3 protein-coding genes are annotated in these 19,794 nt (G+C 71.4%); all 3 read right to left on the reverse strand.

All coding sequences use genetic code 11. The annotated features are described in order from the left end of the window. Nucleotides 1–28: 28 nt before the first annotated feature. The 3 genes from OV207_RS07625 to OV207_RS07635 are packed head-to-tail and all read right to left on the reverse strand — an operon-like array spanning nt 29 to nt 19,762. Nucleotides 29–1,375, reverse strand: coding sequence for an MFS transporter (locus tag OV207_RS07625; protein ID WP_267553838.1), 1,347 nt, complete (start codon nt 1,373–1,375; stop codon nt 29–31). Next, nucleotides 1,372–5,535: a non-ribosomal peptide synthetase gene (locus OV207_RS07630; protein WP_267553839.1), complete on the reverse strand. Its 4,164-nt coding sequence runs from the start codon at nt 5,533–5,535 to the stop codon at nt 1,372–1,374. The genes OV207_RS07625 and OV207_RS07630 overlap by 4 nt, the downstream gene beginning before the upstream one ends. Then, nucleotides 5,528–19,762, reverse strand: a complete 14,235-nt coding sequence (locus OV207_RS07635; RefSeq protein ID WP_267553840.1) for a non-ribosomal peptide synthetase — start codon at nt 19,760–19,762, stop codon at nt 5,528–5,530. The genes OV207_RS07630 and OV207_RS07635 overlap by 8 nt, the downstream gene beginning before the upstream one ends. Nucleotides 19,763–19,794 lie beyond the last annotated feature (32 nt).

Genomic DNA, 19,794 nt, shown 5'->3' on the forward strand with positions numbered 1-19,794 from the left:
CCGGTGATTCGAAGTTCTTGAAGAGGGTTCAGGGGCTGCTGGCGACTTCGCCGGTGGGGGGCGCATCGGGGCCATCCAGTCCGCGCAGCGGACGCGACAGCGCGGCGAACACGGTCACGAGCATCGTCAGGATGCCCGCGAGGATGAACATCACCGCGATGCCCCGGCCGGCGCCTTCGCCGACGAAGCCCCCCAGGAGCGCGGCGAGCGCACCGCCCGGACGCAGGGCCGGTTCGAACACCCGGTCCGCCAGCGGGCCGGCGAGGGTGTAGGCCAGCGGGAGCATGGCGCCGGTGAGGGTGCCGGTGAAGGCGAACACGCGCCCGCGCAGCTCCAGTGGGACCTTGCGCTGGAGCAGCGTCTGGCTGGCGCCGTTGACGAGCGGGATGCTGAAGAAGAAGCAGAACGCGATGCCCGTCAGCAGCGGGATGGACGTGACACAACCCACGAGGATGAAGAGCACCCCGCTGATGAACTGGACCGCGAGGATGCCGTGGACCATCCGGCGGGGGCTGCCCCAGGCGCTCATCGCCAGGCTGCCCACGAGCAGGCCGATGCCGCCCGCGGTGGTGAGCGCCGCCAGCGCGCTCACGTTGGACAGGGAGAGCACCAGCGGGGTGACGAGCACCTCCACGACGCCCACGAAGAAGTTGCTCGTGGCCAGCAGGCCGATGAGGACCAGCAGGCCGGGCGACGTGCGCAGATAGCGCGCTCCCGCGCGCACCGAGTCCGACAGCGACGGCCGCTCCTCGTTGACGGGCGTCGTCAGGAACCGCTTGGGGATGCGCAACAGCAGCAGCGGCATCGTGCCCAGGATGAACGTCACCGCGTCGATGACCAGGATGCCTTGCAGGTGGATGGTCGCCATCAGCGACGCGCTCGCCAGGGGCGCGATGAGCTGCGAGGCGGCCAGCCCCAACTGCACCATCCCGTTCGCGCGGCCCAGGTACTGGGGCGGAATGACCGTGGACACCAGCACGCCGAAGGCCGGTTGCTGGAACGCGCTGGCCGCCGACACCACGGCGGTGGTGACGTACGCATGCCACGGCTGGAGGTTGCCGCTGAACAGCAGCGTCGCGAGCACCAGCGACATCAGGCCGGCGACGGAGTCACTGAGGATCAACACCCAGCGGCGGTTCCAGCGGTCCACCAGCGCGCCTGCGACAGGCCCCAGCAGGATGGCGGGGAGCGTGGCGGACAGCATGACGAGCGCGAAGCGCGTCACCCCGCCGGTGGTCTCGTACATCCAGACGCCCAGCGCGAAGCTGGTCAGCCCGGAGCCCAGCAGGGACACGCACTGTCCCAGCCAGATGAGGACGGCGAACGCGAGGGGGAACGACGGCGGGTGCTCGGTCTCGGTGGCGGTCGTCGTCATCTGGTGCCCTCGCCCGGTGCGCGGTCCAGGTGCTCGCGCAGCTTCCGCGCCAGCGGTTCGACGTGGGGGGCGACCATCATCGTCATGTGGTCGCCCGGGACCTGTTCGACGGGGACGGCGCCGTCCGCGTACCGCCGCCAGCCCCAGGTCGCGTCGCCCGCGAAGTCGGCGGGGACGATGCCGTCATCCTCGTGCCGCTCGTGGGCCTGGAAGAGGGTGATGGGCACCGGCACCGTGTCGCCGGGAAGGTAGTTGATCCGATACGCGGTCTTGTAGACCTCGATGAGGCCGTGGACGTGCTGGCTGCTCGTGCCGGGAGGCAGGAGTCCCGTCGCCACCAGCCGCCGCGTCAGCTCCGCGCGACGCTCCTCGGGCGCGAGGGGGCGGAGCACTTCGGCGGAGAGGGCCAGGTCCGCGCCGTACAGGCGGCTGGCGGTGCTGGCCACGGAGGCCATCCAGTCCGCGTCGTCGAAGTCAGGGGCCTCCGTGTGCGCGGCCGGCTCCAGCGGGATGGTGGTGTTGAGGATGCCCAGGAAGGCGACGGCCTCCCCCTGCTTGCGCAGCCGCTGCGCCATCTCGAAGGCGATCCAGCTCCCGAAGGAGTGGCCCAGCAGGAAGTAGGGCCCGTGCGCCTGCACCTGCCGCAGCGCCTCCACGTAGCACTCCGCCATCTCCTCCACGGACTGATGCGCGGGGGCGAGCCCATCCAGTCCCCGGGCCTGGAGGCCATACACGGCCCGCGTGGGGCCCAGCCGCTTCGCGAGGTCGCGCAGATAGAGGGTGTTGCCTCCGGCGCCCGGCACGCAGAACAGCGGAGGCTGTCCGTCGCCCGCATGCAGTTGCACCAGGGGGGACCAGGGCCGCGAGGCGTTGTCCTGGAGCGCCCGCGCGAGCTGTTCGATGGTGGGCCCCTGGAAGAGCGTGGCCAGGGGCAGGGTGCGCCCCAACTGCTCGCGGATCCGCACCGTCAACCGCACGGCCAGCAGGGAGTGCCCGCCCAGGTCGAAGAAGCTGTCATGCACGCCGATGGGGCGCATGGAGAGCAGCTCCTCGAAGACGACCGCGAGCTGTCGCTCCACGTCGTCGCGCGGAGCGACGAAGTCCTCCTGCTGTTCGCGCTGGAGCCCCTTGGGCGTGGGCAGGGCCTTGCGGTCCACCTTGCCGTTGGGCGTGAGCGGGAAGGCCTCCAGGAGGATGAAGGCCGAAGGAACCATGTACGGGGGCAGGTGCTGCTTGAGGTGCTGTCGCAGCTCCTCCGCCCCCACCGCTCCGGGTGAGGTCAGCGTGAGGTACGCGACGAGCTGCCGGTTGCCGTCCTCCTCGTGCACGAGCAGCTCGATGGCCTGGACCGACGCGTGCTCCAGCAGCTTCGCCTTGATTTCATCCAGCTCGATGCGGTGGCCGCGGATCTTCACCTGCGAGTCATTGCGGCCGATGAAGCCGATGGTGCCGTCCGCCGCGTAGCGCGCCATGTCGCCGGTGCGGTACAGGCGCGCGCCGGGCGTGGTGTCGAAGGGGCTGGGGATGAAGCGCTCGGCGGTGAGGCCCGCCTGGCCCCAGTAGCCCTGCGCCAGTCCGTCACCGCCCACGTACAGCTCCCCCGGGACGCCGATGGGCAGCGGCTGCATCTGGGCGTCCAGCAGGTACATCCGGCTGTTGGCGAAGGGGCGGCCAATGGGGACGATCTGCTCGCTCGGCGTCGGCGTGGCGTTCTCGAAGAACGTGCTGTCGATGGTCGCCTCGCTGAGCCCGTAGGAGCTCACCAGCCGCGTCTGGGGGCCGCACAGGGTGCGGAGCTGGTGGTACTCGCGCATGTCCCAGGTGTCGGAGCCGACGATGACCAGGCGCATGGCGTCCAGGCGCTGGCCCGTGTCTTCCAGGTGGCCCATCAGCAGACGGACCACGGCGGGCACGAACTCACCGCAGTCCACCTGTTCGCGCAGCATCAGGGCATGCAGCTTCTCCGGTTCGAGCAGCCAGTCGCGGGGGCAGAGCACCAGCGTCGCGCCCGAACCCAGGGCGCGCGTGAAGTCGCCGGAGAAGACGTCGAAGGAGAAGCTGGCCATCTGGAGGTGCGCGCGCAGCGTGGGCAGCCGGTAGGCGTCCTCCCAGGCGAAGTACGCGTTGGCGAGGCTCCGGTGCGTCACCATGACGCCCTTGGGCCGTCCGGTGGAGCCCGACGTGTAGACGACGTAGGCCAGTTGCTCCGGCTCCACGGCCTGCGTGGGGGCCGTGACGGGGTGGACGGAGATGGCGGATGCGTCGGAGTCCACGCACACCGTGGGCGGCAGCGCGGCGGGCAGGGCGGCGCGCAGCGTGTCGCGCGTCACCAGCACCTGGGGGCGGCTGTCCGAGAGCATCAGCGCCGTGCGGTCCTGCGGGTACGACGGATCCAACGGTACGTAGGCACCGCCCGCCTTGAGCACGGCGAGCACCGCGACCACCACCTCCACGGACTTCTCCAGGAAGATGCCCGTGAGCCGTCCCGGCCCGACGCCGAGCGTGCGCAGGTGGTGCGCGAGCTGGTTCGCCTGACGGTCGAGTTCGGCGTAGGTCAGGCGCCGCGTCGGATCCACGACGGCGATGGCGTCGGGGGTGCGCCGTGCGTGCCCTTCGATGAGGTGGTGCAGGCAGACGTTGGCGGGGAACGCGCGCTCCGTCTGATTCCACTCGCGCAGCAGCCGGCTGCGCTCCGTCTCCGGGAGCAGGGGCAGCTTGCGCAGGCGCTGTTCCGGCTGCGCGGCGATGCCGGCGAGCAGCGTCTGGAAGTGGGCCACCATGCGCTCGACGGTGGAGGCGTCGAAGAGGTCGCGGTTGTACTCCCAGATGCCCTCCAGTCCTTCGGCCTCCTCCACCAGCCAGAGGGTGAGGTCGAACTGGGCATGGGGTTCGCCCGCGACGGAGAAGGGCTCCAGGCGCAGCGTGCTCGGTCCCGTCGATGCGTCGGGGGTGTTCTGCAGGACGAGCATCGTCTGGAAGAAGGGGGAGAAGCTGGTGTCGCGCGTGGGCGTCAGCTCCTCCAGCAGCTTCTCGAACGGCACGTCCTGGTGCGCATAGGCGCCCAGCGTCACGTCCACCACGCGGCGAAGCAGCTCGCGGAAGGTCGGGTCGCCAGACAGGTCCGTGCGCATGACCAGCGTGTTGAGGAAGAAGCCGATGAGCGGCTCCACCTCCGTGCGGTTCCGGTTCGCGATGTACGTGCCCACGCTGATGCGGGGCTCGCGCGTGTAGCGGAAGAGCAGGGCCTGGAGCGACGCCAGCATCACCATGAAGAGGGAGGCCTTCTCCTGGCCCGCGAGCGCCCGGAGCTGCCGCGTCACCGCCGCGTCCACGCGGAAGGCCTGCTTGCCACCGGCGTGCGTGCGGACCCGGGGGCGCGGCCGGTCCGTGGGCAGCATCAGCGCGCTGTCACTGCCCTCCAACTGCTTGCGCCAGTAGCCGACCTGCGACGCGAGCACGTCCCCTCGCAGGTGCTCCCGCTGCCACACCGCGAAGTCGGCGTATTGCAGCGGAAGCTCCGGGAGCGGAGAGGGCTGCCGCCGGCTGAAGGCCTCGTAGAGCGTGGCCAGCTCCCGGACGAGGATGCCCGTGGACCAGCCGTCGGACACGATGTGGTGCACCACGAGCAACAGGACGTGCTCCTCCGGCGCCAGTCGCACCAGCGTGGTCTGGAGCAGCGGCCCCCGGGCCAGGTCGAAGGACGCGCCCGCCACCTGGAGCGCCAGGGCCTGACACCGCTCACCTCGCGCGGCTTCGGGCAGGTGGGACAGGTCCACCACGGGCAGCGGAATGCTCAGCCGGGGGAGGACGGACTGGCGCGGCTCACCGCCTTCGGAGACGAAGACGGTGCGCAGGCCTTCGTGGCGCCGGATGACTTCGTTGAGGGCGCGCTCCAGCACCTCCGGCTGGAGCGAGCCGAGCAGCCGGGCGAACTCCGGGATGTTGTAGGCGGGCGTGCCGGGCTCGAACTGATCCAGGAACCAGAGGCGGCGCTGCGGGAAGGAGAGGGGCAGCGGCTGGTCACGGGAGGCCCTGGGGATGGCGGTGGGGCGCGCCACCGCCTCGGGCGTCGCGAGCGCGTTCTGCTGGCGCAGCTTGCGCAGGATGAGCTCGCGCTTCTCGGGAGAGAGCCCCGCCAGCTTCTTCGACAGCTCACTCATGGGTGCCCTCCAGCAGCTTCTCCAGCTCCTCCTCCGACAGCCCGTCCACTTCCTCCATCGCCTGCGCGAGCGCGACCGAGTCCGCGTGTTCGAGCTGCGCGAGGACGACCTGCTCGGACAGCTCCGCGATGGTGGGGTACTCGAAGAGGGCGCGCAGGGGCAGCGTCACCTGGAACGCGGTGTTCGCGCGGGAGATGATCTGCGTGGCCAGCAGCGAGTGCCCGCCGATGTCGAAGAAGGTGTCCAGCACGCTGATGGACTCCAGCCCCAACACCTCGCGCCAGATGGCGAGCAGGCCCGTCTCGGTGGACGAGCGCGGCTCGACGAAGCGGGCTTCGGCGGCGCGCGCGGTGGCGTCCGGCGCGGGCAGGGCCCGGCGGTCCACCTTCCCGTTGGGGGTCAGCGGGAGCGCGTCCATCCGGACCATGAGCGCGGGGACCATGTAGTCCGGCAGCCGCTCGCGCAGGAAGTCGCGCAGCACGGTGGTGTCCAGCGCCTCCGTGACGCCGACCACGTAGGCGACGAGGCGCCGGGGGCTCTTGGGGTCCTCGCGCAGGACGACGACCGCGCTCTGGACGGTGGGGTGGCGCCCCAGCGTGGACTCAATCTCGCCCAGCTCCACGCGGAAGCCGCGCAGCTTCACCTGGGTGTCCGCGCGGCCCATGAAGTCGATGTTGCCGTCCGGCAGGTAGCGTGCCCGGTCGCCCGTCCGGTACAGCCGCGCTCCCGGTGGACCGAAGGGATCCGGCACGAAGCGCTCCGCCGTCAGCTCCGGGCGGAGGCGGTAGCCCCGGGCCACGCCCTCGCCGCCGATGAACAGCTCTCCCGCGAGCCCCGCGGGCACCGGCTGCTGGTGCGTGTCCAGCACGTAGAGGCGGTTGTTGGCGAAGGGCCGACCAATCGGCACGAGCTGGTTGTCCTCCGTCCCCAGGCCGTCGCCCTCGAACCAGGTGCTGTCGATGGTGGCCTCGGTGACGCCGTAGGAGTTGATGAGCCGCGTGGCGCCGCCAATGACGCCCCGCAGCCGGTGGTACTCGCTGACGAACCACGCGTCGGAGCCCGCGATGAGGACGCGCATGAAGTCCAGCCGCTGCCGCGTCTCCTCCAGGTGCTGGAGCAGGCCGCGCAGGACGGCCGGGACGAACTCCGCGCAGTCCACCTGTTCGTCCCGCATCAGGGCATGGAGCTTCGTCGGCTCCAGCAGCCACTCACGGGGGCACAGCACCAGCTTGCCGCCGGAGCCCAGGGCCCGGGCGAGGTCGCCCGCGAAGACGTCGAAGGAGAAGCTCGCCATCTGGAGGTGGCTGCGGCAGTCCTTCGCCAGCGCGTAGCCGCGCTCCCAGCCCAGGTACGCGTTGGCCCAGTTGCGGTGGGAGACCATGACGCCCTTGGGCGTGCCCGTGGAGCCGGAGGTGAAGACGACGTAGGCCAGCGCCTCCGGCGAGGAGCGCCACGGCGGTGCGTCCGCGGGGAGCGACGCGCGCGTGGAGGCCTCCTCCTCCAACAGGTACAGGTCCACGGCGGGCCTCGGGAGGGTCTCCAGGATGTCCCGCTGCGTGAGGAGCAGCGACAGCCGGGCCTCGGTCATCATCCCCGTGAGCCGCTCGGAGGGGTAGGAGGGATCCAGCGGCACGTACGCGCCGCCTGCCTTGAGGATGCCGAGCAGCGCGATGAGCAGCTCGGGCGACTTCTCCAGGCAGACACCCACCAGGTGCTCGGGTCCGACTCCGCGGGCGCGCAGGTGGTGCGCGAGCCGGTTGGCGCGCTCCTCCAACTGACCGTAGGTGAGCGGCGCGCTCCCCGGCGAGGCGACGGCGATGGCGTCGGGCGTCCGCCGCGCGTGGGCTTCGATGAGCTCGGGGAGGCAGGCCGCCTGGCCGGGCTCCACGCGGGTGTCGTTCCATTCGACCAGCACGCGGTGCCGTTCGGTGGCCGTGAGCAGGGACAACTGCCACAGGCGCTTGTCCTCCGCGTCCGTCATGCCCTCCAGCACCGTGCCCAGTTGTTCGAGCATGCGCTCCACGGCGCTGGCTTGGAGCCTGGGGGACTCGAAGTCGATGTGGAGCAGCAGCTCCGTGTCGGCGTGGGCCGTGAGGGTCAGGGGGTAGTTGGTGCGCTCCTGGGCGACCACGTCCCGGATCTCGAACTGGCTGGCGCCCTGCCGCACCGCCTCCTCGACGGGGTAGTTCTCGAAGACGAAGATGCTCTCGAAAAGCGGCGTGCCACGCGGCACCGGGCTCCAGCCCTGCACCTGGACCAGCGGAGCGTATTCGTACGGCGCGCGCTCCACCTGCCAGTCCTGGAACGCCTTCAGCCAGTCCACCACCTTCTGCTCGGGCGGCAGCTTCACGCGCGCCGGCAGGGTGTTGATGAAGAGGCCCACCATCTGCTCCACGCCCGGCAATTCGGGCGGGCGTCCGGCCACGGTGGCGCCGAAGACGACGTCCTCCACGCCCGCATGCCGTCCGAGCACCAGCGCCCAGGCCGCCTGCGCCAGCGTGTTGAGCGTCACCTGATGGCGGCGCGACAGCGCGCGCAGCCGCTCCGTCACGTCGGCGGACAGCAGGCGCCTGCGCTCGCCCATCACCTGCGGCGCGCTCCGGGCCTGTCCTCCGGACTCACCGGGCAGCGGCGTCGGCTCACCGAAGCCCTTCAGCGACTCACGCCACCAGCCCTCGGCCTGGGCCGTCCCCTGCTTCACCAGCCACGCGATGTAGTCCCGGTAGAGCGGCGGCTCCTCCATGCGCAGCGGCTGCTGCCGGGTCGCGGCGTCGTAGAACGCCAGCATCTCGTTGAGCACGCGCCCGACGCTCCAGCCGTCCAGCAGCAGGTGGTGGAAGCTCCACACCACGCGCCAGCTGCGCTCCGCCAGCCGCAGCACGGCGACGCGCATCAGCGGGGCCTGCTTCGGGTTGAAGCCGCGCGCATGGTCCGTGGCCATCCAGTCCGACTGCCAGCGCTGCTGCTCCCCGGCCGTCCTGCCGAGCAGGTCGTGCTCCTCCCACGGCAGCTCGACCTCGCGCTGGACGACCTGGAGCGGCTGCGCCAGGCCCTCCCACGCGAAGCGGGTGCGCAGGATGGGGTAGCGCGCGATGATCTGCTGCCACGCGCGGCGCAGCGCCGCCACGTCCAGGTCCGCCTCCAACGTCCAGGCGGCCCGTTCAAAGTACACGCTCTCGCGCGGATCCAGCAGGGCGTGGAAGAGCATGCCCTGCTGCATGGGCGACAGCGGGTAGAGGTCCACGATGCCGGGGCGGGTGCGCACCAGCTCGTCCAGCGCGGGCTGCGACAGGGGGGCCAGGGGGAAGTCCCCGGGCGACACGCGCGCCGCGTCCTCGGAGGCCCGCTGCGTCACGAGCGTGCGCAGGGCCTGGAGGTACGCCGCCGCCACGCGCTCCAGCGTGGCCTGCTGGTGCAGCGCCTGGCTGTAGGTGAAGGACACCTCCAGCCTGCCGCCCAGCACGTGGGCGTTCACGTCCAACACCTGCCGGCGCCGCCCCTGGCTTCCATGCGGTGAGCCCGAGGGCTCCTCGGCGGCGGTGAACAGGGATGCGGGCGACAGGGCCGAGTCGAGCTGGCCCAGGTAGTTGAAGGACACCTGGGGCTCGGGCTGGGCCTGGATCCGCTGGCCCACGGCGTCCTTGCGCAGGTAGCGCAGCAGGCCGTAGCCCAGGCCCTTGCGCGGCACCTGCTGCAACACGTCCCGCACCGCGCGGAGCTGAGCCCCGGGCGTGCCGTCCGCGGGCAGCTCGAGCGTCACCGGATACGTGGTCGTGAACCAGCCGACCGTGCGGCTCAGGTCCACGTCCTCGAAGAGCTCCTCGCGGCCATGGCCTTCGAGCTGCACCCGCACGCGAGGCTGTGCTGTCCACGAGGAGAGGGCCTGGGCCAGGGCGGAGATCAGCACCTCGTCGATGCGGGCACGCCAGGACTTCGGCACCTCCTGGAGCAGGAGCCGCGTCTCCTCCGGCTCCAGGGCGACCGTCACCGTGCGGGCCGACTCGTGCGTGTTCTCACCCGAGCCGTCATCCACTGGCAGGGCGGGCACGTCACTGGACTGTCCCAGCCAGAAGGCGGACTCCCGCTCCAGCTCCGGTCCCTGGGCGTGGGCTTCCAGCCGCTGCGCCCAGGCGAGGAAGGACGTCGTCTTCGGGGGCAGCGACGCCGGGGCATCGCGCAGGAGCTGCTGGCAGGCCGACTCCAGGTCCATGAGCAGAACGCGCCAGGACACCGCGTCCATCACCAGGTGGTGGATGGCCAGGAGCAGGCGGGTGCCGCGCTGGGCGCCCAGGTCGAACAGGACGGCGGCCACCAACGGGGCCTGCTCCAGACGGAAGCCCGCCTGGGCCCGCTGCGCCTCCACCTCCAGCGCCGCGCGCTGCGGGCCCTCCTCCAGGCCGGAGAGGTCCACCTGACGCAGCGTCACGGTGTTCTCCAGGCCCGTGCCCGTCTGCTTCCAGCCTTCCGGCGTCGAATCGAAGCGCAGCCGCAGCACGTCGTGGTGGGCCACCAGGGCTCGCAGCGCCTCTTCCAGCAGCGCGGGCGAGAGGGGCTGGCGCAATCCCAGCAGCACGGCCTGGTTGTAGTGGTGGGGCTGCGGACGCTCCCACTCGAAGAACCAGCGTTGGATGGGCGTGAGCGGGCCGGGGCCCATCACCGCGCCCTGTTCGGCCTGGGGCCGCTGGGATTGGCCCACCTGCGGCGCCAGCGACGCGATGGTCTTGTGTTGGAAGACCTGTTTCGGGGTGATGTAGAGGCCGGCTTCCGTGGCGCGCGCGATGACCTGGATGCTGACGATGGAGTCGCCACCCAGCTCGAAGAAGTCGTCGTGGATGCCCACGCGCTCGCGCGACAGCACCGACGCCCAGATGTCCGCCAGCGCCTGCTCCACCGGCGTGCGCGGGGCCACGTAGGTGGACTCGCGCTGCTGCGAGTGCTGCTGCTCCAGCGAGGGCAGGGCCTTGCGGTCCACCTTGCCGTGGGCCGTCAGCGGCAGGGTCGGGAGCAGGATGAAGGCGGAGGGCACCATGTACTCGGGCAGTCGCGACGCCAGCGCGCCGCGCAGCGCCTCGGGCTCCAGGTGCAGGCCCTCCTCGGGGACGACGTAGGCGACGAGCTGCTTGCGGCCCGGTGCGTCCTCGCGGAGCAGGACCGCGACCGCGCCCACCTCCGGCCGCTCCGCCAGCGCGGCTTCAATCTCCTCCAGCTCGATGCGGAAGCCGCGCAGCTTCACCTGCTGATCCAGGCGGCCCAGGAACTCCAGCGACCCATCCGCGCGCAGGCGCACGCGGTCTCCGGAGCGGTACATCCGCGCGCCCGGCACCGCGCCGAAGGGCTCCGGCACGAAGCGCTCGGCCGTCAGCTCCGGGCGGTCCAGGTAGCCGCGCGCCACGCCCACGCCCGCGATGTACAGCTCCCCGGGCACGCCCACCGGCAGGGGCTGCATCCGCGCATCCAGCACGTACAGGCGCACGTTGGGCCAGGCCTTGCCGATGCCGGGCCGCTCCGGATCCACCCGGTCCTCCAGCGACGCGCACACCGTCACCTCGGTGGGCCCGTACGCGTTGATGAAGTGGCAGGCGCCCACCCACCGGCGCGCCAGCTCCGGCGTGCACGTCTCGCCCGCGGAGATGAGCGTCTCCAGCGCGGGCAGCCCCGTGGGCTCCAGCCGCGCGAGCACCGACGGCGTCAGCGTCACGGCGGTGATGGCCTGCGAGGCCAGCAGCGCCTGCAACGGCGGCCCGGGCATGATGTCGTCGCGCGACGCAAGACACAGCCGCGCGCCCGCCAGGAGCGTGGAGAAGACTTCACACACCGACGCGTCGAAGCCGAAGGCCGCGAACTGCAGCACGCGGCTCGCCGGGTGGAGCCGGTGTCCGCGCCCGGCCGCCAGCGCCGTGTTGCACAGGCCCCGGTGCGACAGCAGCGTGCCCTTGGGCCGGCCCGTCGAACCGGAGGTGAAGATGATGTACGCGAGGTTGTCGGGCGACAGCTCCACGCCCGGCGGCGTCGTGGGCTTCCGGGCAATCTGCGCCCATTCGGAGTCCAGGCACACCAGCAGCCCCACCGAGGGCAGCTCATCCGCCAGGTGCTCCTGCGTGACGAGCACCGGGATGGACGCGTCCTGCATCATCAGGCCCAGCCGCTCCACCGGATAGGTGGGGTCCAACGGCAGCCAGGCGCCCCCGGCCTTCAGGATGCCGAGGATGCCCACCACCATGTCCAGCGAGCGCTCCACGCACAGGCCCACCCGCGACTCGGGGCCCACGCCGCGCTCCTTCAGGTACCAGGCGAGCTGGTTGGCGCGGGCGTCCAGCTCCCGGTAGGTGAGCTGCTGGGCCTCGAAGGACACCGCCACCGCGTCGGGCGTGCGCGCCGCCTGCGCCTCGAAGAGGCGGTGCGCGAGGAGGACCTCCGGCAGGGGCGACGCGGTGTCGTTCCACGCGCCTAGCACCTGCTGCCGCTCCTGCGCGGAGAGCAACGGCAGGCGGGAGATGCGCTCCTCGGGGCGGGCCAGCGCGCCCAGCAGCACCTCGCGCAGGTGGCCCATCATCCGGTCGATGGTGGCCTGCGTGTAGAGGTCGGTGCTGTATTCGCACAGGCACTCCAGGCCGTGCGCCGTGTCGGTCACCACCCACGTCATGTCGAACTTGGCGGCGCCGGTGCTGCTGCTCTCCTCGCGCAGCGTCAGCCCCGGCAGCTCCAGGTCGGAGGAGGGCGCGTTCTGGAGGATGAGCTTCACCTGGAACAGCGGCGAGTACGCCAGGTCCCGCTCCGGGTTGAGCGCCTTGACCAGGTCCTCGAAGGGCAGGTCCTGGTGGGCGTACGCCGCCAGGGCCTCGCGCCGCGCCTGGGCGAGCAGCGCGCGGAACGACGGGTCTCCGCCCAGGTCGCCGCGCATGACGAGCTGGTTGACGAAGAAGCCGATGAGGCCCTCCGTCCCGGAGTGGTTGCGATTGGCGATGTCCGTGCCGAAGACGATGTCCGTCTCGCCGGTGGAGCGGTGCAGCAGCACCTGGAAGGCCGCCATCAGCGCCATGAACGGCGTGACGCTCTCGCGCCGGCACAGCTCGCGCAGCTTCGCCGCCGCGTCCTCGGGCAGCAGCAGGCCCTGGTGCGTGGCGCCCAGGAAGCGCTGCACGGGGGGACGGGGGAAGTCCGTGGGCAGGTCCAGGAAGGCCGGGGCCCCCGCCAGCCGCTGCTTCCAGTAGTCCCGCTGCCGCTCCAGCACCGGGCCCGACAGCCACTCGCGCTGCCAGCGCGCGTAGTCGCCGTACTGCACCGGCAGGGGCGGCAGCGGCGAGGGCTGGCCCGCGGAGAATGCGCCATACAGCTCCGCCACCTCCTGCACGAGCACGGACAGGGACCAGCCGTCGGCGATGATGTGGTGCAGCGTCAGGAGGAGCAGGTGCTCCTGCTCGCCCAGCCGGAGGAGCGCGCCCCGGAAGAGCGGGCCCGTGGCCAGCGTGAAGGGCCGCTGGGCCTCCTCCTGGGCCAGTCGCCGGGCCTCCTCCTCGCGGCGCTCGGACGGGAGCGCCCGCAGGTCGATGAGCTCCAGCGCCGGGGTCGCGTCCGCCGCGACGCGCTGCACCGGGGCCTGCCCGCTCATCTGGAACGTCGTGCGGAGGATTTCATGGCGGCGCAGCAGCGCCTCCAGGCAGCGGCGCACCGTCTCCGGGTCGAGCGTGCCCGTCAGCCGGAGGACGGCGGGCATGTTGTAGAAGGCGCTGCCGGACTGCATCTGGTCCAGGAACCACAGGCGCTGCTGCGCGAAGGACAGCGGCAGTCCTTCCTCACGCGGGTAGGCCTTGAGCGGCGGCGGGGGCGCTTCGCCGGAGCTTTGGGCCCGCAGCGTCTGGATGTGCTCGGCCAGCGTGGCGACCGTGGGCGCCTCGAAGAGCGCGGCGATGGGCAGCTCCAGGCCAAACGCCTCGCGCACGCGCGACACCACCTGCGTGGCCAGCAGCGAGTGGCCGCCCAGGTCGAAGAAGTGGTCGTGGATGCCGAAGCGGTCCGTGCGCAGCACGCCCGCCCAGATGCTGGCGATGAGCGCCTCGGTGTCGTTCCGGGGGCCCACGACGGTGTCAGGGGTCAACTGCGTGGGCGCGGCGAGCGCCGCGCGGTCCACCTTGCCATTGGGCGTCAGGGGCAGGGCCCCCAGCGTCACGAAGGCGGAGGGGATCATGTAGCCGGGCAGCCGCTGCTGCAGGCGGGTGCGCAGGGCGCCGGCCTCCGCGAGCTGGCCCAGGTGGGGGACGACATAGGCGACCAGTCGCATGTCCCCGGGCTCGTCCTCGCGCACCAGCACCACGGCGTCGCGCACGGCCGTCTGCATGCGCAGCGCGGCTTCAATCTCCCCCAGCTCGATGCGGTAGCCGCGCAGCTTCACCTGGCCATCGCGGCGGCCCATGAAGTCCAGCGTCCCATCCGGGAGGAAGCGCGCCAGGTCGCCGGTGCGGTAGAGGCGCTGCCCGGGCCGCCCGCTGAACGGGTCCGGCACGAAGCGCTCCGCGGTGAGGTACGGCCGCGACAGGTAGCCGCGCGCCACGCCCGCGCCGCCGATGTACAGCTCACCCGGCACGGCGACGGGCACGGGCTGCATCCGCGCATCCAGGACGTACAGCTCCGTGTTGGAGATGGGCTTGCCAATGGGCACGAGGCCATCCCGCGGACCGTCCGTCGTCACGTCGTGGATGGAGCAGCCGACCACCGTCTCCGTGGGGCCGTACTCGTTGATGATCCGGACGCCCGGCGCGTGCTTGCGCCAGAACTCCGCCGTGGCCGGAGGCAGGGCTTCGCCACCGACGACGAAGGTGCTGACCAGCCGGGCCAGCGCGGCCGGCGGCACCAGGTGGGAGAGCGCCTGGAGGTGCGCGGGCGTGAGCTTCACCAGGTCGTGGCCGCGCTCCTCTTGTAGCGCCAGCGCCAGCGACTCCAGCTCCTTGCCGGCGGGCAGCATGCGCACCGTCGCGCCGCGCAGCAGCGGGGTGAGGAGGCTGGTGAGGGTCGCGTCAAAGGCGATGGAGGTGTGCACCAGGGCGCTCTGCCCGGGCTCCACCTGATACGTCCTGGCGGCCCAGGTGAGGTACTGGACCAGGCCGCCCTGCGTGAGCATCGCCCCCTTGGGCAGCCCCGTGGAGCCGGACGTGTAGATGACGTACGCCAGGGCGTCCGCGCTCGCGCTGGAGGGCAGGGCCCGCGTGGTCGCCGCGCCGATGAACTCCAACGCATCCAGGAAGACGCGCTTGACGTGCGCGGTGGCGAACGTCGCGTCGAGCGCCTTCGTGGTCAGCAGGAGCGCCGCGCGCGAGTCCGTCAGCATGTACGCCAGACGGTCCGGGGGATACGTGGGGTCCAGCGGCAGCCAGGCCGCGCCCGCCTTGAGCGCGCCCAGGAGGCCGACGAGCAGCTCGACGGAGCGCTCCAGGCCGAGCGCCACGAGGTGCTCCGGCCCCACGCCCCGGGAGCGCAGGTGGTGCGCGAGCTGGTTGGCGCGTGCGTCCAGGGCGCGGTAGCTGAGCGAGCGCGCACCGTCCACGACCGCCACCGCGTCCGGCGTGGCGGAGGCCTGGGCCTCGAAGAGCGCCTGGAACGTCGCCGGGGGGAAGGGCGCGGAGGTGGCGTTCCACTCCACCAGCATCCGCCGCTGCTCGTCGGGAGGCAGCGCGCAGGACAGGTGGTGCGAGTCCTCGGCGTGGAAGGCGAGCGCGCCGAGCACGCGGGCGTAGGAGGCGCCAATGCGCTCCACCTGCGCGTGCTCCAGCTCGACGGCGTTGTAGTCCAGCTCGAGCGTCAGCTCCTGGGTGTGCGGCTCCGTCTGGAAGTGCACCGCCAGCGTGACGTTGGTGCCCTCGGAGCGGATGACGCCCAGGGTCTCCACCGAGGCCAGCGTCCCTGTGAGGTCGTGCAGGACGTGGAAGTGCATGTAGTTGAACATGACTTCGTAGAGCGCCTCACGGCCCCACTGCCGCTGGATGTCCGCCATGGGGTAGCGGCGGAACGGGTAGAGCTTTCGCTCGCTGTCGAAGGCCGCGTGGACCAGCGACGTCCAGCTCCCGGGCTCCAGCTTCAGGCGGAAGGGCAGGGTGTTGAGGAAGATGCCCCGCAGCTTGGAGCCGTCGCCTTCCTCCGGGCGGCTGTTGACGCCCATGCCCGTGATGACGTCCTCGCGGCCGCTCAGCAGGCTCATGACCTTGAGGTGCGCGGCCACCAGGATGCTCTTGAACGGCACCGACGCGGTCCGCGTGAGCGCCTTCAGGCCCGCGTGGAGCTCCTGGGAGAGGGGCACCTTGACGGTGGCGATGCGCGGCTCGCCGGCCGCCAGTGGCTTGCGCCAGCGGGGCAGCCGCATGACCGAGCCGCCCGCGAGCTGATCGCGCCAGAAGCGCTGGTGCTCCTCGGAGGCCAGGGCGCGCTGCTCCAGCGCCACGAAGTCGCGGTAGGTGAGGCCCGTCTGCTCCGCCGGGGGCGGCGCCTCACCGCGCTCCAGCGCGTGGTAGTGGTTGAACATCTCCACCAGCGTGGAGTGCAGGCTCCAGCCGTCGATGATGGCGTGGCACTCGGTGAGCGTGAACTGGAAGGACCCCTCCGCGCGCTGGTGGATGAAGAAGCGCAGCAGCGGCGGACGCGACAGCTCGAAGTGCCGCTGCTTCTCCAGCTCCAGCAGCTCGTGGATCTCCGCGTCCTGCTCCGCGTCCGACAGGTGACGCATGTCCACGAACTGGATGGAGAGGTGCGCGCTCCGGTGCACCAGCTGCAACGGCTGGCTGTACGTCGTCATGTCGAACGCCGTGCGCAGCACGGGCTGACGCGCGACGATGGCCTGCACCGCTTCCTCGAAGCGCACCGGGTTCAACGGGCTGCGCAGCCGCAGATGGAAGCTGTCGGTGTTGTGGTAGATGTTGGAGTTTGGCGCCAACTCCATGTGGTACAGCATGCCCGCCTGGATGCGGGCCAGCGGGTAGGCGTCCTCGACGTCCGCGGGCAGCCGGGCGCGGTCCTCGGGCGTGACGAGGCTGAAGGGCTCCGTGCGCGGCAGCTCCTCGGTGGTGGTCGCGCGGACCTCCGCGGCCTGGAGCAGCGTCGCCACCGTCTGGTGCTGGAAGAGCTGCTGGAGGGAGAAGCGGATGCCCTCGCGCTGCGCCAGCGTCAGCACCTGGATGCTGAGGATGGAGTCTCCGCCCAGCGCGAAGAAGTTGTCGTGGATGCCCACGCGCTCCACGTCCAGCACCTCCGCCCAGATGGCGCAGAGCACCTCCTCTGGACGGGTCGTGGGCGCGACGTACCGCGTGCCCAGGTCGGGGCGGGACTGGTCGGGCGTGGGCAGGGCCTTGCGGTCCACCTTGCCGTTCGCGGTCAGCGGGAACTGCTCCAGCATCACGAAGGCGCCCGGCACCATGTAGTCCGGCAGCTTCCCGAGCAGGTACTGGCGCAGGTCATTGACGCTCGGCGCGCCCTCCTTCGGCGCGGCCACGTAGGCCACCAGTGACTTGTTGCCGGGCACGTCCTCGCGCACCAGCACCAGGGCCTCGCGCACCGCCGGGTGCAGGCTGAGGACGATTTGAATCTCACTCAGCTCGATGCGGAAGCCGCGGATCTTCACCTGATGGTCGATGCGCCCCAGGTACTCCAGCTGCCCGTCCTTCGTGAAGCGCGCCAGGTCGCCCGTGCGGTAGAGCGCGGCGCCGGGCGTGCGGCTGTACGGGTGGGGGATGAAGCGCTCCGCGGTGAGCGCGGGCCGGCCCAGGTAGCCGCGCGCCAGTCCCGCGCCGCCCACGAAGATCTCCCCCGCCACGCCCACGGGCACGGGCTCCAGCCGCGCGTCCAGCACGTAGAGCTGGAGGTCCGGGATGGCCACGCCGATGGGGCTCTGCTGCGTGCGCTCCGCCTCCGCCATGCTCATCGGGCGGTAGGTGACGTGCACCGTCGTCTCGGTGATGCCGTACATGTTGATGAGCCGGGGCTGCGCGTCCCCGTGCCGGCGGAACCAGGGCACGAGGCTCGCGGGCTCCAGCGCTTCACCACCGAAGACGACGTAGCGCAGGGCCAGCGGACGCGGACCGGAGGCGCTGCGCTCCTCGGCCTGGATGAGCTGGCGGAAGGCCGCGGGCGTCTGGTTCAGCACCGTGACGCGCTCCTGGCTCAGCAGCTCGTAGAACGCATCCGGCGAGCGCGACACGAGGTACGGGACGATGACCAGCCGGCCGCCGTACAGCAGCGCGCCCCACAGCTCCCAGACGGAGAAGTCGAACGCGTAGGAGTGGAACAGCGTCCACACGTCCTGGTCGTTGAAGTGGAACCAGTCCTGCGTCGCCTCGAACAGCCGCGTGACGTTGCGGTGCGGCAGCAGCGAACCCTTGGGCAGGCCCGTCGAACCGGAGGTGTAGATGACGTACGCCAGGTGGTCGCTGTCGAGCGCGAGGCCGGGCGCCTGCGTGGGCTGCCGCGCGAGCAGGCCGGCGGCGTCCTCCAGCACGAACAGCTCCGTGCCGCTCGCCGGCAGGCGTTCGACCAGGGCGCGCTGGGTGATGACCAGCGGCATCCGGCTGTCCTCGACCATGAAGGCAAGCCGGTCCGCGGGGTACGTGGGGTCGAGCGGCACGTAGGCGCCGCCCGCCTTCAGGATGCCCAGGATGCCCACCACGGTGGCCAGGGAGCGCTCCACGCACAGGCCCACCAGCGTCTCGGGCTGGAGGCCGCGCGCCAGCAGCGCGTGGGCGAGCTGGTTGGCGCGGGCATCCAGCTCCGCGTAGGTGAGCCGCTCGCCGTCGCCCACCACGGCGATGGCGTCCGGCCGCTTCCGGGCCTGGGCCTCGAAGCGCTGGTGCAGGCAGTCCCTGCCGGAGAACTCCTGGAGGACGGGCCAGACGTCGAGCAGCTGGTGGCGCTCGGGCTGCGTCAGCAGGGGCAGGGTGTCCAGCCGCGCGTCCGGCCGCGCGACGACGCCTTCGAGCAGCGTCTGGAAGTGCCCGCGCAGGCGCTCCATCGTGGAGGGCTCGAACAGGTCGCGGTTGTATTCAAAGAAGCCGCGCAGGCCGTCCGCGCCCTCCTGGAGGTCCAGCGTCAGGTCGAACTTCGCGGTGCCTGTCTCCACCTCGATGGGGAGGATCTTCGCGCCCGGCAGCACCAGCGCCTGGGGCGCCTGGGGCTGGAGGTTGAAGGCGACCTGGAACAGCGGGGTGTAGGCCAGGTTTCGCTCCGGCTGCACCTCGTCCACCAGCCGCTCGAAGGGGATGTCCTGGTGCGAGTAGGCCGCCAGCGTCGTCTCGCGGGTGCGCTGGAGCAGCTCGCGGAAGGTGGGGTTGCCGGACAGGTCACCGCGCAGGACGAGCGTGTTGACGAAGAGGCCGATGAGGCCCTCGGTCTGCACGCGGCCACGGCTGTTCTGCGGCGCGCCGACGAGGATGTCGTGCTGGTGCGTGTACCGGGACAGCAGGGCCTGGAAGGACGCCAGCAGCGTCATGAAGAGCGTGGCCCGCTCGCGCTGGCCAAGCTGCTGGAGCTGCGTCACCAGCCCCGAGGGCAGGTGCAGGGGCAGCAGCGCGCCGCGCTGGGTCTGGATGGCCGGACGCGGATGGTCGGTGGGCAGTTGCAGCAGGGACGCGCCCGCGAGCTGCTTCTTCCAGTACGCGACGTGCTCGGTCAGCACGCCTTCGGTGCCCAGCCACTCGCGCTGCCACTGGGCGTAGTCCGCGTACTGGATGGGCAGGGGCTCCAGCTCCGGTTCACGGCCCTCGCGGAAGGCGGCGTAGAGCTGCGCCACCTCCTGGATGAGGATGCCCAGCGAGCCACCATCCGAGATGATGTGGTGCATCGTCATCACCAGGACGTGGTCCGTGGCGGTGAGCCGGAACAGGCGCGCGCGCAGCAGGGGCCCGCGCATCAGGTCGAAGGGCCGGCGCGTCTCCTCGGTCGTCCCCCGGCGGGCCGCCTCCTCGCGCTCGGCTTCGGGGAGGGCCTCCAGGTCCACGAGCACGACGGGCGCGGTGCCCTCCAGCGCGACGACCTGGACGGGCTGACCCGCCTCCTGCGCGAACGTGGTGCGCAGCGACTCATGCCGCTCCACCATCGCGTCGAAGGTCCGCTGGAGCGCGCCCACGTCCAGCGCGCCCTGGAGTCTCACGGCCCCCGCGATGTTGTAGCTGGGGTTGTCCGGCTGCATCAGGTGCAGGAACCACAGCCGCTGCTGGGCGAACGACACGGGGAAGACGAAGGTTTCGGCGTTCATGGGCGTGACCGGAAATCAGGTGGGACCCCGTG

The sequence above is a fragment of the Corallococcus sp. BB11-1 genome (assembly GCF_026626625.1).
GTDB classification, from domain to species: domain Bacteria; phylum Myxococcota; class Myxococcia; order Myxococcales; family Myxococcaceae; genus Corallococcus; species Corallococcus soli.

Excerpts from the sequence above, each read along its gene's own strand:
- OV207_RS07635 (WP_267553840.1), bottom strand. The coding sequence starts at position 19,762 with ATGAACGCCGAAACCTTCGTCTTCCCCGTGTCGTTCGCCCAGCAGCGG.
- OV207_RS07625 (WP_267553838.1), bottom strand. The coding sequence starts at position 1,375 with ATGACGACGACCGCCACCGAGACCGAGCACCCGCCGTCGTTCCCCCTC.
- OV207_RS07630 (WP_267553839.1), bottom strand. The coding sequence starts at position 5,535 with ATGAGTGAGCTGTCGAAGAAGCTGGCGGGGCTCTCTCCCGAGAAGCGC.